Consider the following 15,917-nt stretch of genomic DNA (forward strand, 5'->3'; position numbering starts at 1 on the left):
TGCGGGTGGGTCGGGCGCGTCATGCCCATGGCACGTGGCCTTGCGAAAACAACTGGGAAAACAGCGGCGTGTTGAGCCCGCCGCCGTGCGCCGCGGTGCGCAGCGGCGAGCCGTCGGCCTGGTTGGTCCACCAGTAGCTGGTGCCGCCGAAGGGGTCGAAGCACAGCGGCAGCTCGGGCCAGCCCAGGCGCTGCTGCGCGCTCGCGCCGCGCGCACCGTTGGCAGCAGGGCCGGCGGCCGCGCCGAGGATCGAGAGGATGTCGTCCGAGCCGCCGCTGGCGGTGCGAAACCCCGTGCGGCCTGCGGCCAGCACCTGGCCGTCGAAGAGGTCGGGCGCCACGCCGTGGCGGATGGCCTGCAGCAGCGCGCTGCCGCACTGCCAGTACCACGCGGCCGAGCCTTCGAGCAGCGCGGGGTGGTAGCGCGCGGCGTCCACCTGCAGCGCCACGCAGGCCGGGTAGTAGCGGCCCACGCGGTCGCAGCTGGGCGCGATGCAGCCCAGCTGCACCGCGTTCACGCCGTGCGTGGCCGGAATGGCGAAGTTCCAGACCGGGGCCACCGCGTAGTGGCGCGTCATGGCGTCGGGCCAGCGCTTGAAGCTGCCCAGGCCGTTCTGCATCCAGCGGTCCCACCAGGCCTGCAGTTCGCGCGGCATGCGGCGGTAGAGAAAGTCGCCGGCCGACGGCAGCTTGCCGTACCAGCCGATCTGCTCGTCGAGCGGCGACCAGGCGTGCGGGGGAGGCGTCATCCTAGGATTTCCCGGGGCAGGAGAAGCTGTTCATCTGCGACAGCCGCAGCGGGTTGTAGACGCTGTTGGCCGTCACCGCGAGCACCACCTTCTTTCCTTGCAGGTCGAAGGTCGCGTTGAACGACTCGGGCGTGCGCCCCGACGAGATCGAGGCCTTGTCGAACAGCCGGTGCAGCGCCCACGGCCCCTCGGTCACGATGCCGCCGGCCGGCGTGCCGTTGGCCACCGTGACCTGCAGCCGCACCTGGTTGCTGTTGCGCGGGCCGGGCCACTTGATGCTGCTGGGCGCCTGCGGGCCGTGGGCGTAGCGCACCGTCTGGCCGTCGATGTCCAGCGTGAACTGCGTGAGCGTGGCGTCCATGTCCTCGGGCCGGATGTCGAGCGTGAACGAGGGCGTGCGCCCGCCCGCCATGCCCGTGAAGAACACGTCGCGGATCGCCTGCGCCTTCTGGAACGCATCGAGGTACGCCGAGCGCCCCGACGCGCTGCCGTCCACGCCGCGCTTGAAGGTCCACGGGTTGACCGAGGTGTCGACCTGCGAGGCGAGGTTCTTCTGGAAGAAGTCATCCATCATCCCGCCGGGCGCGAACAGCTGCGCGAAGTCGCCGGCCGCCACGTCGCGGTTCGAACCCCGCGCGAACGGGTAGCGCCCCGCGATCGCCTGGCTGCAGAACTGCCCGATGGTCGCGGCCGCGTTCTGCCCGATGTTCTGCCGCGTCACCGCCGCGGCCTTCGACGACGCGGTGGCCGACAGGTCGTTCAGCATGCCCTGGAACGGCACCGGCAGGCGCCCGGCCTCGGCCTGCAGCTTGGTCACGGCGTCGCCGGGCGGCGGGATGTTGCCGCTGCGCAGCGCGGTGTCGGTGGCGGTGAGGAAGGTGTACAGCTCGTTGATGAGCGCGGCCGTCTGGTCCAGCGGCGTCTGGCCGCCGGCCTTGGGCGCGGTCACCATGCGCCGCAGCGGCGCGAAGTGGTTGTCGACCAGCGACTCGGGCCGGTCGGGCGCGGTGTTGCGGCGCTGGCTGCCGTCGGGCTGGCCGATGAGCTGCTCGATGCGCTCGCGCGTGCTGGTCACGCGGTTCTGCGCCTGGTCGAGCAGGCTGCGCGTGGCCTCGTCGTGGTTGCGCAGCAGGTCGGTCTCGCGCGCCGCGCCGCGGATGAGGCGCGACATCGGCGACTCGCCGGTCGACAGCACGCGCGTCATCTGGATGCTCTGCAGCAGCGACTTGCTCTCGGCCAGCCGGATGTCGGCCAGGTACTCGTCCCAGGTGCGGATGTAGTCGCTGAGGTACAGGCGCCGCACCTCGCGCAGCAGCAGCTCGCGCGAGGTGATGTCGGCGATGCCCGGCGCGCGGATCTGCAGCACCCAGCGGTCTTCCTGCTCCAGCGCCAGCGTGGTCTCGGCCATGCGCTTGTCGAAGATGTCCCAGTAGCCGCGGTAGGTGAAGAGCGTGGGAATGCCGTCGGTCAGCGGCTTGCCGCTGGCGCGCCGGATCACCAGCGCCGACTCCGCGCCGCCCGCCTCGGCGATGGTGAAGGCATTGGGCGCGCTGGTCTGCAGGAGGATGCGGCGCAGCCGCGCGTAGGAGCGCTGCGCCAGCGGCACGCCGGCCAGGCGCTCGCGCGTCTGCGCGATGAGCTTGTCGTCCTTGGTGAAGGGCGAGCTCACGACGCGGTCGGCGAACAGCGTCTTCAGGTGCGCTTCGAGGTTCGTGCGCTGTTCGCGCGTGAGCGAGGCGCCGATCTTGCGGTCGACGTCGGTCAGCAGCCAGGCCTGCAGAAAGTCGGCGTCGTAGCGCTCGGGGTCGTACAGCATGAGGTAGGCCTTGAGCGCCTCGTAGCTGTATTCGGCGTCAAGCTTCGCGGCCTCGCGCAGCGACTGCTCGACGCGCTGCGCGGCCTGCGGCAGCAGCACGGTTTCGAGCGCGCGCTGGTACACGCCGTCGGTGGCGGCCTGCAGCTTCTCGCCCTGGTAGAGCCCGAAGCGGTAGCCCACGGGCGGATCGCCGATGTCGAACTCGGCCGATTTGGGCAGGTCGCGCAGGCGGTCGAGGATGAGCAGCGAGCTCGCGATGTCGCCGCTCGAATCGACCACCGTCGGCAGCTCGCCGCGTGCGGCGGCCTTGTTGAAGGCCTTGGCGTTGCCGTCGACCTCGGCCACGTAGGCCTTGTTGTGGCGCCAGCTGTTGGCCCACGCGCCCAGCAGCACCACCGCGAGCACGCCGACCAGCGCGTAGCCCGCGAGGTCGATGGCGCGGCGGCGGCGGTACCAGCGCAGGTTGGTGCCGGCCACGCCCGCGTCGCGGAAGATCACCTGCTGCAGCAGCTCTTTGAGGAAGTAGCTCTTGCCCGGGCCCGGCGGCGGCGCGGGCGGCGCGTTCACCTGCAGGTAGCGCTTGATGGCGCCCATCACGCGGTCGAAGGCCGTGCCCTCCTGCGTGCCGCTGGTGAAGTACACGCCGCGCAGCAGCGGCGCCACCTCGAACTTCGACGGGTTGAACACGTCGGCCAGGAAGGTGCCCAGGATGTCCTCGAAGCTCGCGAACTGCTGCGGCAGCAGGTAGGCCTGCGCGCGCCGCATCGGGTCGGGCTCGGTGGCCAGCAACTCGGGCAGGCGCTCGTCCAGGCGCTGGTGCAGCAGCTTGTATTCCTGGTGAAAGCGCTCGCGCAGGTCGGCCTTGGCCGGGTCGGCGGGGTTGCCTTCGATGGGGAAGGTGAAGCCCCACACCTGCTGGCGCTCGGCGCGGCCCAGCGAGCCGAAGTACTCGTTGAAGCCGGCCAGCAGGTCGGTCTTGGTGACCAGCACGTACACCGGGAAGTTGATGCCCAGGTCGTTGCGCAGTTCGAGCAGCCGCTTGCGCAGCGCCATCGCATGGCGCGCGCGCTGCGCGTCGTCGGCCAGCGGCAGGTCGGCGATGCTGATGGTGAGGATCGCGCCGTTGATCGGCTGGCGCGGTCGGAACTTCTTGAGCAGCTCGATGAAGCCCTTCCACTCGCCCTCGTCGGTCTCGCGGTGGCTCTCGTGCGTGGTGTAGCGCCCGGCCGTGTCGATGAGCACCGCCTCGTTGGTGAACCACCAGTCGCAGTTGCGCGTGCCGCCGATGCCGCGCACCGCGGCCTTGCCGAGCTGGTCGGCGAGCGGAAAGTCGAGGTCGGAGTTGACCAGCGCCGTGGTCTTGCCCGAGCCCGGCGCGCCGATGAAGATGTACCAGGGCAGCTGGTAGAGGTACTGCCGGTCGAACAGCGCGAAGCGCCCGGCCGCCTTGCCGCCGGGGCCCGGGCCGAAGCGCATGTTCTTCAGCACCGCGGTGGCGTCGGCAAAGCCGCTGTGCAGCTCCTTGATCTCGGGCGCCTCTTCGGGCTTGGCCTCTTTTGCCTTGGGCGACGGCGTGCGCAGCTGGTGCAGCAGCTGCGCGTTGAGGCGGCGCTCGCGCCACTTGCGATAGGCCACGCGCACCAGCCACACGCCGAACATCAGCGCGATGACCACGATGCGCACGAACTCGCCTTCGAGCGGCCGGTAGCGGCCCACGGCGATCACCGGGCCGATGACCCAGATCAAAAACGCGAGCGCGACCAGCCCGAAGAAGACCCAGAGGTCGCGGCTGACGAGAAAACGGAAGAGCGCGCGCAGCATCAGCGGGTTCCTCCTTGGGGTTGTTGCTGCCGGGGTTGCGGCGCAGACCCCGGAACGGGCACGCCCGCCACCGGCGCCACCAGCAGCGTCACCTCGACGCGCCGGTTGCGCGCGCGGTTGGCCGCCGAGTCGTTGGGCACCAGCGGATCGGCATCGCCGCGGCCTTCGGCGCGCAGCCGCTCGGGCCGGCTCAGGCGCGTGGCGATCATGGCCTTCACCGCATCGGCGCGCGCCTGCGAGAGCTGCCAGTTGGACGGGAAGCGCACGCTGCGGATCGGCTGGTCGTCGCTGAAGCCGCTGACCAGCACGTTGCCTTCCACCGCGTTGAGCGCGTCGGCCACGCGCGCGAGCACCGGCGCGTAGCGGTCGAGCACGCGGTCGGAGCCCGAGGCGAACAGGCCGTCGCCGCGCAGCACCACCACGCTGCGGTCGGCCTCGTCGCGCACCGTGAGCAGGCCGTCGCGGATCTCGGGTTCGAGGAAACGCTGCAGGCGCGGCTGCGCCGCGGGCACCGCCACCGCGCGCTGCGTCTGCGGCAGGCGCACCGCGTTCACGGCCGAGAACGCGCCGTCGGAATGGCCCGCGAGGTTGAAGGTGAGCACCGCGAACACCAGCACCAGCAGCACCGCCGCCACCGCGCCCACGGCCCACACCGGCAGCCAGTGGCGCGTGCGGCGCACGGGCGCGCTCGCGTCCTGCCAGTGCGGCGACAGCGGCGCCGCGATTTCGCCGCGCGCCTGCCGGATGATCTGCAGCAGCCGCTGCTTGAGCGTCTCGAGTTGCGAGCGGCCGTTGTCGATGACGCGAAAGCGCCCCTCGAAGCCCATCGCCAGGCAGAAGTAGATGAGCTCGATGAGGTGCAGGTGCTGCTGCGGGTTTTGCACCAGGCGCGACAGCAGCTGGAAGAACTTCTCGCCGCCCCAGGTCTCGTTGTGGAACATCACGAGCAGGCTCTGCGACGACCAGATGCTGCCGCCCCACGGCGTGAGCGCCGCGGCCTCGTCGACCGCGGTGCACAGGCAGTAGCGCGCGCCGATGATCACTTCGGGCGCGATGCCGGCCTGCTGCGCGCGCGTCTCGAAACGCCGCACCTCGTCGACCAGGTGTTCGCGCAGCTGCGTGGGCGACGGGTGGTGGCCGGTGGCGCGGATCTGCGGGATCAGGTCGAGCAGCGGGTTGGCCGCCGCCACCAGCGGGTTGTTGCCCGCCAGCGCCGTGTCGCCCGCATGCGGGCGCCGCGCGTCGTGCCACGCGGTGAAGGCATCGGGCTGGGGTTGCTGCTGGGGTTGCGGCCCCGGGCCGCTGTGCGTGGTCGCGCCGCCGCCCGGATTGGGCGGCACGAAGCCACCCGGGCCGACGGCCATGTCATTGGCACCGTTCATAGGGTCCCTCACGGACGGATGGCCCAGAACTCCATGGCGAGCCCCGGAAAGTCGCCGGCCAGGTGCATGGCGACGCCGCCCGATTTCTCGAGCTGGCGCCACATGTCGCCGCCCTTGTCGAGTTCGAAGTAGTGGTAGCCCGCGTGGTACGGGATCTGGCGCGGCGCCACCGGCAGCGAGCGCACGACCACGCCGGGCAGCTGCAGCTGCACGAGGTCGCGGATGCGCTCGACCGAGCCAATCTTGACCTGCGTCGGAAAGCGCTGCTGCACGGCGTCGGCCGGCAGGTCGGCATGCACCGCGAGCACGAAGGCCGCGTTGCGCACCAGCACCGGGTCGGGCATGCGGCCCACGCGCACGCCGTGGCTGCGCTCTTCGAGTTCGATGGCGATGGCGCTCTGCTCGAGCACCGCCGACAGCGAACGCCGCAGCTCCTCCATCAACGGGCGGATGCTCTCGTTGAGGTTGTCGTGGTCGTACACCGGCCACACCACCGGACGGCGCGTGGGCGAGGTGTGCGTGGCCAGGTCGCAGGCCAGCTTGAGCCAGTCGACGAACAGCGTCTCGGGGTGCACCTGCACCGCCTGCTGCGCATGCCAGGTGAGCGCCAGGTAGCGGTTGACCAGCTCCAGCAGCAGGAAGTCGGAGACCTCGCTCACGCCGCCGCGCCCCGGCTGCGACAGCCGCGAGGCCAGCGCTTCGGAGCGCTGCGTGAGCAGGCCGTGCAGCTCGGCCGTCATGCTGCGCAGCATCGGGTGCGCCGAGGCATCGAGCACCGGCGGAATGTAGTTGGCATCGACCACCAGCTTGTGGTCGGTGCGCCGCTCGATCACGCGCACCGCGCCGATGGCCTGCCACTCGGCCGTGAGCGACGACGCGCGCGCCAGCCGCAGGCGCGGCTTCGCCAGTTGCAGCACCGCGGGGCCGAGCGCCACCGCGTTGCCGTCGGCCACTTCGCGTTCGACCACGCCGAAGCGCGCGGCCGAGCCTTCGTCTTCCGAGAAGATCACCTCTTCGCTGCCGGGCCTGCGCAACGGCAATGCGAGCACGATGAGTTCGTCGGTGAGGTCGGTGGGCACGTCGAAGGGCATCGGTGCGTCTTCGAGGCCGAACGAGAACGGCGTGCCGTCGGGCAGCACGCCCGCGCCGCCGAGCAGCGACACGCGCCCGAGCGCGAAGGCATCGCGGTCGATGTCCAGGTGCAGCCATCCCCAGTAGGCACCCTGCATGCCCGCGGTGCGGCGAGTGACGTACTGCTCGACATAGCGCTCCATCTGCTGGAAGTGCTGGGGCCGCAGGTACATGCCTTCGGACCACACCACGCGATTCGCCAATGCCTGAGATTGGGCGCCCTGACCGGCTGCGCCCGCGTTGCGAACTGTCACCAAAGAACCTCCTGGAGTGCTCACACGGAGGCGGGAAATGCGCTGTACAGCGGCTCCCCGCTCGATCTTCTTTCGCGTCTGATGCTACACGGCGCCTCTTGCGTTTTGCATGCCTTTTCAGAGGCGAATGCGCCGCACTTTCGTATTAGCGCGTGCTGAAACTTAACGACTTGGTAGCAGTTCGAGGCCGCTCTTGCGCACCGCGATGCGCACGCTCTGCTCGCTCGGAGAAAACTGCCACACCTTGTAAAGATTCGTTTGTTTCGGTTCCTTCAACGGCAACACGATGCGCCACCGCGCCGCTTCCAGCTTGCGATAGCCGGCGATCACGCCGATGGCACGCGAGTCGAGTCCGGCCTCGCGCTTGAACACGCGTTCCTCGCCGCTGCGCAAGATGGCCTGGTCCGCGTTCACGAGCTCGGTCATGAGCGTCTCGCGGTCGCGGTCCTGCAGCGCGAAGTAGTCTGCCGTTTCAAAGTTGCCGGAAGATTTCAGTTCGAAGACCTTCACGAGAATCGGTGCGGCCTGGCCGCGTCCGTCGGGATTCACGCCGTCGTCGATGCGCACGGTGATGGCATACGGCGTGGGCATCGACTTCGCGGTCGATGCGCAACCAGCGAGGCCTGCGAGCAACGGCGATGTGGCCAATGCGCCTTGAATCAAGGTCCGTCGATGCATGAGATCTCCCTGAAAGCTTCGCGATCTATATTATCGAAACCATGCACGCGCACGGTGTGCATTGCGTGCTGTTGCATCGTGATGCAACAGCACGCCCTCTCTCACGCATTGCCTCTCGCGAAGTAGGAGAAAAGATTGAAGTCTTGCCTGCCTGTTCTGTCTTTTGCCTTCATGCTTGCGCTGTTGAGCGGCTGCCAGAGCACCCCGGATGCCTCACAGCAACCCGAACGCCTGAGCCAGCAAGTGGCACGCACCACGCTCGAACGCGCGCAGCAGGCCTACGATGCGGGCGACTACGCCAAGGCCATCTCCACCTTGAAGAGCGGCGGCGTGTCGGTGTTCGACGGGGCCGAGCCCGCGACGCGGCTGGCCGCACTCAAGCTCGAGGCCTTCAGCTACTGCGTGAACAACCAGATCGCGGAATGCCGCACGCAATTCCGCAAGCTCCTCGATGTGTTCCCGAGCTTCGACCTGAACGTCGCGGAACGCACCCACCCCGTGTGGGGCCCCGCGTTCGAGGCCGCGAAGAAGATGAAGCGCGGATGACACGCGGCCGGCCACGGCCGCGCCCGGGCACGCTCGCGCCCACCGCGACGAACATGGAGATGCCATGCGCTGGACAGTGATTGAACACGGCGGCATGCCCGTGGCCTCGGGGCCGTCGGCGCTGCTCGCCGCCCCTGGCGGCACCATCGGCCGCAGCCCCGACAACCACCTCGTGCTGCCCGACGAACACCGGCAGATCTCGCGCCTGCAGGCCACCGTGCGCTTCGACGACGACGGCGCCGCCGTGGTGCGCAACATGAGCGCGGTGCTGCCCATCAGCGTGAACGGACGCACGCTGCGCCACGAAGAAGAATCGCGCGTCGCGTTGGGCGACCGCGTGACCATCGGCAGCTACGTGCTCGAAGCCGCGAGTGCAAGCCAGGCACCTCCGCCTGCGATCGCCGAGGCGCCCATCACCGAGCCGCTCACCGAGCCACCGGCCGCACCGATCACCGAGCCGTCGCTGTCGCAGTTGGTGTCTGCCTCGCCTGCAGCATCGAACCTCGCGTCGGCCCCGTCGATCAGCGCACTGCTGCCCACTGCAGCGCCGGCCTCCGATATCTTCGCGGACCTGTTCGGCGAAGGCGCGCTGCCTCTTGGCGATGCACCGCCCGAGACGACGGTCGCGATGCCGACCTTCGCGCCCGCGCCGGTGAATGCACCGGCCCCTGCGCCCTTGCCTGCACCGCCGCCGCCGTTGTCTTCTACTGCTGCAGCGCCTTCCACGACCACGCAGGTCTCCGCGCAGATGCCGTCGGCCGCCGACTGGGACGCCATCCTCGCGAACGCGCCGCGCCGTGCCGATGATGCGGCGGCACCGATGCCCGACCCGCTGGCGCACGAGCCCTTCGCCCTGCCCTCGCAGGCGCAACGCAACCCCGTCGATCCGCTCGCCGGGCTGGACCCGCAGGCGACGCAGGGCCTGTCGGACCTTGCGCTCAAGCGCAGCATGGACCCGCTCTCCTTCTTCGCCGAAGACCGCGATGCGCCCTCGCCGCTGTCCGACCCGCGCCCCACGGCGCTGACGCAGGACAACCCGCTCGACGACGTGCACCCGGCCATGGACCTGATCGCACGGCCGCCGGCAGTGTCGTCAGGGCACAGCCTCGCGAACCATGCGCGCGAGATGACGTCGCAGTTCAATCCGCCGCAGCCGGTGGCGATCACGCCCTCGGTCGCCATGCCGGAGCCAGTGGAAGAGGCTGCGCCTGTTGAAGAGGAGCCCGTTGTTGTCGCAGCGCCGGAGATTCCCGTCGCACCGGCGGTGCCTGAAGAAGCGCCGCCTGCCTTGCCGGTCGCTGCAGTCCCTGCGCCAGCGTCGACCTCTCCACGCGCCCCCTCCTCCGGCGACGACCTGTTCAAGGCGTTCCTCGAAGGCGCCGGCGTGCCCGAGATCGCGGGTCAGCAGCCGCTCGATGCCGAGGCGATGCGCCACCTGGGCCGGCTGATGCGCGCCTTCACCGACGGCACCATCGAGCTGCTGTCGTCGCGCGCCATGCTCAAGCGCGAGGTGCGCGCCGAGATCACCATGATCGTGGACGAAGAGAACAACCCCTTCAAGATCCTGCCCAACGGCCGCGCCGTGCTGATGCAGATGTTCGGCGCGCGCATGCCCGGCTTTCTCACGCCCGAGGCCGCCGTGCACGATGCGCTGGGCGACCTGCAGTCGCACCAGCTCGGCATGGTGGCCGGCATGCGCGCCGCGCTGCTCACGCTCTTGCATCGCTTCGACCCGGGCGGTCTCGACAAGGCCACGCCGCACGACGGCGGGCTCGGCGAGAAGCTGTTGCCCGGTGGTCGCGAGGCGCGGCTGTGGCGCCAGCTGAAGCAGCTGCACGCCAGCACCACCGCCGCCGTCGAGGACGACTTCCAGGCCGTCTTCGGCCGCGCCTTCCAGCAGGCCTACGACCGCGAGATGGAACGCTTGAAGGAGGCGCGCCGTGCTTGAAGCCACCCACGCCTTCGCCGTGCCCATCTCGACCTCGCAGTTCTCGTGCGTGGGCGAACGCAGCGGCAACCAGGACGCCATCGGTTATCACCTGGACGAACGCAACGCCTGCTTCGTCGTGAGCGACGGCGTCGGCGGCCACGCGGGCGGCGAGCTGGCCTCGCGCATCGTGGTCGACACCGCGCTCAACACCTTTGTCGACCACCCGTCCGTCGCGGCCGACGACATCCGCCATGCCGTGAAGGAAGCCAACGATGCCGTGCTCGCCAAGCAGCGCGAGCTGGCCGACCAGAGCCGCATGAGCGCGACCATCGTCTCGCTGTTCGTCGACCGCGCCACCGGCGAGGCCTGCTGGGCCCACGTCGGCGACAGCCGCCTCTACTGGTTCCGCCGCGGCGCGCTGATGCAGCGCACCGAAGACCACAGCCTGTCCGAACGCTCGGGCGAAGCCGCCGCGGGCCAGGGCGCCAACGGCGGCGAGCGCCTGGTGAAGAGCAACCTGCTGTACCGCGCCCTCGGCGCGCGCGCGACGGCGGAGACCTCCGTGTCGACGCCGCAGCGGCTGGCCGACGGCGATGCGTTCCTTCTGTGCACCGACGGGCTCTGGCAGCTGATCTCGCAGCAGGTGATGGAGCGATCGCTGCAGCTGGCCGACAGCGCGGAAGAGTGGCTCGCCCTGCTGCGCCGCGCGGCCGAGGCCAAGGCCGACAAGTCGCGCGACAACTACTCGGCGCTGGCGGTGTGGGTGGGGTCGCCGCAGCAGGTGACGCTGGCGGGAGCGGCGACGGTGCGCGCTGCCGCGTGAACCCTCAGGGCGCGAGGACCAGGACCTTGAACTGGCTCGGGATCAATCGCATGCCCACGATGTTCATGCGATTCTGCAAGGTCAGGCTGGTGACCCGCGTCGTGGGCAGCGCCTTCGTCAGCACCGTGAACGCGCCGGTGATGTGACGCGACTGCTGCATGAACGTCTGCGAAATGATGCCGCCCAGCACGCCTGGCTGATCGCCCAAAGTGATGGGCGTGACCGTTCCCAGGTTGTGGGCAGGCATGGCCATGAGCAGGATGTTGGGAACGTTCGGGATCGCCATGGGCCCCAACGCCATGTTGGGAAAGGGCACGGGGACTGGCGTCTTGCAGACATCGGGAAAAGCGAGGTCCATTCCCATCAACTGGCAGTTTGCGAACATGGGATCTCCTGAGGATGGCGTGGGTCCGGGGCCTGTCAGCCCATATGGATCTGTGCACTGTCGACCTTGACCAGGTCCTGCCCCGTGACCACGGTGTGCCTGCCGTGGACACGCACGGTGTCTCTCGCTTCATGGTCCACGTGTCCTGCGCGCACCTGGTCGGTCTCATCGACGATGCGCAGCGCCGTCCGGGCCATGTGCACCATGCGATCCACCACCGACTCCAGGGCCTTGCCGAAGAATCGAAGGTGCCCGACGCTGGCCTCGGCCGACTGTGCGCAGAAGTCCATCTCGGTCACGGCGCAGGTGGCCTTGGAGGCCGCCAGGTTCAGCATGCGCCCGCCGTGCAGGCGCAGTTCCGAACTGCTTTCCAGGCTGACCCGCCCGCCGCTCATGGCGGTCAGGGTGACATCGCCGGCGGCCTCGATGCAGCTGGCCGAGGCCTGTGCCTGTTCGACCACGGCGATCAGGTACAGCCGATACCGGTCCGGTCCCGACACCATCACCGTGTCCCCCGGCTCGGGTCGGAGCAGGCAACTCGCGGCCCGGCGGCAGGTCCAGGTCGCGCCGCTTTCATCGACGACCGTCCACTGGCCATCGGGCGTGCTGCCCAGGAGGTGTCCCAGGACGTGGACCGAGGCGGGTTCCCTCGGCGGATTCGGATGCAGTGATACGACGTTCATGGCTGTCCCTTCTGAATGAAGTCCGGTGGTCCTCGCGCCCTATTCGGGACGCGTATGTGAAGCCGACCATTGCTGCGCCTTGTGCAAGCCTTCGTCGACCTCGATGATTCCGCTGCGCGTGGACAGCAGCGCCCCTGCCATCTGGGCATGGTGCATGCGCGTTCGCTGGAAGATCGCGCCGCGCAGATTGCTGTCTCTCAGGTCCGCGTACGAAAAATCCGCATCGCACAGGCTGGCACGCTCGAACACGGCGGCCTGGCATCGGGTCCGGTGCAATGCGCACAGATCGAGCTGCGCCTGCGTGAAGTCCGCCCCTTCGAGGCACGCCCCGACCCACACGGCGCGCGCAAACCTCGCGCCCCGGCAGTTCGCGCCGCGCAGGTCGGCCTCGGGAAACAAGGCAGCCTCCCCCTGAGCATCGGCGAGCTGGACGGATTGCATGGCCGCCCCCTTGAAGTTGCTCTGCGTGAGCACGGCGCGGGACAGGTCCGCGCCCTGCAACCGGCTGCCGATGAACTGGCAGCGCACCAGGGTGCGACCCGAGAGGTCCATGCCTTCCAGAACGCACTCGTTGAACACGCAGCTGTCGCATGCACCGCCGTCCCAGGCCATGGCCCGCAGGTCGGACTTCATGAAGACGCAGAAGCTCATCTGCACATCGGACAACCTGGCGCCATCGAGGGTGGTCTCGAACATCGCCATCCGGTCGCAACGCCCGAAGTTCAGGACCGCATCCTTGGCCGTGCATTTGTAGAAGGCGCTGCCGGACACATCCGCCCCGTTCAGCAGGGCGCCCTCCAGGTTCGACTCGGAGAACTGTGCGCCCGACAGGTTCGCAGCGTCGAGGCGGGCGCCGGCAAGCCCGCAGCGCACGAAGCGCGCATCCTTCAGGAACGCGCCGGACATGTCCGCCTGCGACAGGCTGCAACCGATCAGGCTGGCATCCTCCAGGTTCACGCCGGCCATCCTCGCCTGCACGAGGTTGACGCCCTGCATCTGCACCCCCGAGAGATCCAGCCCTTCGAGGTTCTCACCGCGGAGGTCCACATGGAGCAGGGGCATGCCATGGCGAATGCGATCCAGCAGCTGCTCGCGCGTCATGCACCTGCCTCTTCACGGCGTTTCGGCCACAGCTTGGCGTGCTGCGTGTAGGCGCCTGCGAGCAGGGTCGTGGCATCGATCAACGCCTGTGAGACGTCGGCCCGATAGAGGTTGGCCCGCTCGAGGTTCGCGAACCTCAGATCGGCCTTCGCCAGGCTGGCATCGATCAGATCCGCCCCTTGCAAGGAAGCGGCGTTCAGGTTGGCGCGGATGAAGAGGCTCTCGCCTGCGACCAGTCCGTCCAGCCGCGCGCGCGCCAGGTCGCACTCGGAGAAATCGCAGTTCTCCAGGTGCGCGCCCGTGAAGTCGGCGCCTTCGAGCCGCGTCGTCCTCAGGCCGCACTGCTTCAGGCGCGCACGCCGAAAGACCGCCGCCGGCATGGCCGTGCCATGCGCAAAGCTGCAGGCCTCCAGAGAAGCGTCGCTGAAATCCACGCCCGCGCTGGCGTCGGTCGTGATGAAACCGCAGCTGTCCAGTCGAGCGCCCACGAAGGCCGCCTGGTCGAATGCGCATTCGACCCATATCACCTGCTTGAACTGCGCCGCATCGAAACGCAGGTGCGCGAGACGGACCTTCCAGAAGACCAGGTTCGACCAGTGGGACTCGCGCAGATCGCAACGGCGCCATTGGCTGTCCCGCAATTCGTTGGCACGGAACCGGGCCTGCCGAAACACCGCTTCGTCGAACACGGCACCCTGGCAGTTCGTGGCGTCCATGCTCGCGCCCGTGAAGTCGGCGCGCGTGCCATGGGCCTTGGCGAGACTGGCGCCATCCAGCCGCGCATTGATCAGGCTCGCCTGCGCCAGGGTCGCGCGCGCCAGGACCGCGCCGCTCAGGTTGGCCCCGTCCAGCCGCGCCCGGGTGAGATTGGCGCTCTCGAGGTTGGCCTGCGAGAAGTCGTAGCCCCGCAGGTCCATGTCCGAGAGGTCCACGCCACTCAGGTTGGCGCCCACGAATTGCTTCGCTGCGTCGCGCGCGCGGTCCAGCCGGCGGCGCCATTTGGCGGAGCGGAAGCTCGTCGCCTGCGGCGGTGCCGGCTGCAGGTGCGCCATGTGCCGGTGGGACTCGCGGATGCGCTGCACCTGGGCCTCGTCCTGCGCAGCCTGCGCGGCCTGGCGTTGGGCGTCGTCGGGGGTGCGGGTTTCGGCGGCGGCCTCCGCCGCACGGCGCGCGCGCAGGCGTCGGATGGTTTCGCCGGGGTCGACCCTGGCACCGCCGTCGGGCATCTGCGCGAGCAGGTCTTCGTCCATCGCGGGCGCAGACGGCTTCTGCTGCGCGCCGCCGGCGCCCACGCCGCCCGCTTCGCCCTTGGCGCGCCGCATGTCTTCGAACTCCCGCTTCAATCGCTCCTGGTACAGGGGCAGGTCATCGAGATCGGGCAACGTCTCCGACTCCGCGAAGGGCGGCAGATGAACCTCGGGGTCGAGTCCCCGCTGCAGGAGCGCCTGCTTCCTCTGCTCATGCTGGCGGCGCGCCCCTGCCTTCGCGTTGCGTACCGAGGGCCGTTCCGGGGCCCGCAACTGTTCGTCCAATGCCAGCAGGCCCAGGATCGACTTGGGGGCCAGGTCACTGTCGCGAACCGCATGGATCGCGGTCTCGGGGTTCAGCCGTTTGGCCAGCACCGACGCATAGTGGCCCATCGGCCGCGGCTCGTCCGGCCTCTCGATGGCCGCCATCAGATGATGGACATCGGACGCGTCGTCCTCGGCGATCGAGAACACACCGTGCCAGATCAGCACGGCCCGTTCAAGGTGCGGAAAGAACCAGACCGTGGTCAGCCGCAAGCCGGCTTCCTTCAGCTCGCTGCCGTCCTTGTGCCAGCTGGCGAATGCACGCACGCGCCAGTCTGGCAGGCATCCCCGCAGCACGGGCTGGGCCGGATGCATGTTCCAGAGTTCGTAGGGCAGGCCTGCCGGCACTTCCTGCAGCCCCTCCCACCGCTGATCGACGGGCGCGGCATTGAAGTAGCGCCAGTCCGCGTCGCGTGCCAGTCCGGGGAAATCCTGCTCGCGCCATTGCTCGCCATAGTCGCTGCCCAGCAAACGCAGGCGCTGCGGCCAATCCGGCGGGATGGCACCGAAGCCCGAAGGGCGCACGGCATCGCGCGGTGAACGCATGCGCTGGCCTGGCGCCTCCACATTGGGCAACCGGCGGGTGCGCACACCGTTGACCTGCTCTTCCTCGGCGCCCGTGCCGAGCGGATTCTCCGGAAAGCCCGGGCCGCCGAACGCGCGTGTCCAGTCCAGGGGCATGCGATCGAATGCCTGCGGTTGCGTCGCCCGGCCGTCCAGCCAGTAGCGGTCGCCGAAAACGGTCAGCGACTTCTCCATGCCGCCGACGCGCACCTGCACGGCGCAGGTGGTCTTGTCGGCCTGGTGGGCGGTGTGGCCATAGCCGCTCAACAGCCATTCGGGCACCAGCTTCGGCAAGCCCAGGTCCAGGACGCCGCCTGCGCCGATTTCCTCGGACGCGATTCGCCAGAGATCCTGTTCCGAGTAGAGCCGGGGTTCCGGCTCCAGGCCCACGAGGCCCAGCGCCGCCACACCCAGCCAGGTCCTTCCGGCCTGCACATAGGGGCGATTCAGCAGGCTCAGCCGCAGAGGCTTGATGGTCTTCATG

At 69.2% G+C, this 15,917-nt stretch carries 12 protein-coding genes; 3 read left to right on the plus strand and 9 right to left on the minus strand.

Annotated features, from left to right (window positions below; genetic code table 11):
- Positions 1-19 precede the first annotated feature (19 nt).
- The 5 genes from tagF to tssJ all read right to left on the minus strand — a co-directional run bounded on the left by tagF (position 20) and on the right by tssJ (position 7,830).
- Positions 20-748, minus strand: a complete 729-nt coding sequence (gene tagF / locus AC1RGU_RS29865) for a type VI secretion system-associated protein TagF (protein WP_095743178.1) — start codon at positions 746-748, stop codon at positions 20-22.
- Between the two features lies 1 nt (position 749).
- On the minus strand, positions 750-4,385 hold the full coding sequence (gene tssM, locus AC1RGU_RS29870) for a type VI secretion system membrane subunit TssM (protein WP_492700056.1): 3,636 nt from the start codon (positions 4,383-4,385) through the stop codon (positions 750-752).
- A complete protein-coding gene (locus tag AC1RGU_RS29875) occupies positions 4,385-5,767 on the minus strand; it encodes a DotU family type VI secretion system protein (RefSeq protein ID WP_390347355.1) in 1,383 nt (460 codons plus the stop codon). Before AC1RGU_RS29875 ends, tssM begins: the two co-directional genes overlap by 1 nt.
- Before the next feature lie 8 nt (positions 5,768-5,775).
- The gene (tssK, locus tag AC1RGU_RS29880; protein ID WP_235926916.1) at positions 5,776-7,071 is read right to left on the minus strand and encodes a type VI secretion system baseplate subunit TssK; all 1,296 of its coding nucleotides are present in this window, start codon (positions 7,069-7,071) and stop codon (positions 5,776-5,778) included.
- A 243-nt stretch (positions 7,072-7,314) separates the two neighbouring features.
- Positions 7,315-7,830, minus strand: a complete 516-nt coding sequence (gene tssJ / locus AC1RGU_RS29885; RefSeq protein WP_062473939.1) for a type VI secretion system lipoprotein TssJ — start codon at positions 7,828-7,830, stop codon at positions 7,315-7,317.
- Between the two features lie 171 nt (positions 7,831-8,001).
- On the opposite strand from tssJ, the gene AC1RGU_RS29890 reads away from it, so the two are divergent.
- The 3 genes from AC1RGU_RS29890 to AC1RGU_RS29900 all read left to right on the plus strand — a co-directional run bounded on the left by AC1RGU_RS29890 (position 8,002) and on the right by AC1RGU_RS29900 (position 11,129).
- The gene (locus AC1RGU_RS29890; RefSeq protein WP_223301458.1) at positions 8,002-8,376 is read left to right on the plus strand and encodes a TssQ family T6SS-associated lipoprotein; all 375 of its coding nucleotides are present in this window, start codon (positions 8,002-8,004) and stop codon (positions 8,374-8,376) included.
- A 64-nt stretch (positions 8,377-8,440) separates the two neighbouring features.
- Complete coding sequence (gene tagH, locus AC1RGU_RS29895; protein ID WP_492700058.1) at positions 8,441-10,324, plus strand: type VI secretion system-associated FHA domain protein TagH; 1,884 nt, start codon at positions 8,441-8,443, stop codon at positions 10,322-10,324.
- Positions 10,317-11,129: a PP2C family protein-serine/threonine phosphatase gene (locus AC1RGU_RS29900; RefSeq protein WP_492700060.1), complete on the plus strand. Its 813-nt coding sequence runs from the start codon at positions 10,317-10,319 to the stop codon at positions 11,127-11,129. The genes tagH and AC1RGU_RS29900 overlap by 8 nt, the downstream gene beginning before the upstream one ends.
- A gap of 4 nt (positions 11,130-11,133) precedes the next feature.
- Here the strand turns inward: AC1RGU_RS29900 and AC1RGU_RS29905 are convergent, their stop codons facing one another.
- The 4 genes from AC1RGU_RS29905 to AC1RGU_RS29920 are packed head-to-tail and all read right to left on the minus strand — an operon-like array spanning position 11,134 to position 15,916.
- A complete protein-coding gene (locus tag AC1RGU_RS29905) occupies positions 11,134-11,514 on the minus strand; it encodes a DUF4150 domain-containing protein (RefSeq protein ID WP_159273464.1) in 381 nt (126 codons plus the stop codon).
- 35 nt (positions 11,515-11,549) lie between these two features.
- Positions 11,550-12,197, minus strand: coding sequence for a DUF3540 domain-containing protein (locus tag AC1RGU_RS29910; protein ID WP_492700062.1), 648 nt, complete (start codon positions 12,195-12,197; stop codon positions 11,550-11,552).
- A 39-nt stretch (positions 12,198-12,236) separates the two neighbouring features.
- Entirely contained in the window at positions 12,237-13,298 is a 1,062-nt protein-coding gene (locus AC1RGU_RS29915) for a pentapeptide repeat-containing protein (RefSeq protein ID WP_492700064.1), read from the minus strand.
- Positions 13,295-15,916 (minus strand): DUF2169 family type VI secretion system accessory protein, encoded by a 2,622-nt coding sequence (locus tag AC1RGU_RS29920; protein WP_492700066.1) that lies wholly within the window; start codon positions 15,914-15,916, stop codon positions 13,295-13,297. The genes AC1RGU_RS29915 and AC1RGU_RS29920 overlap by 4 nt, the downstream gene beginning before the upstream one ends.
- Position 15,917 lies beyond the last annotated feature (1 nt).

Source organism: Variovorax sp. GW823-FHT02B07 (assembly GCF_058797695.1).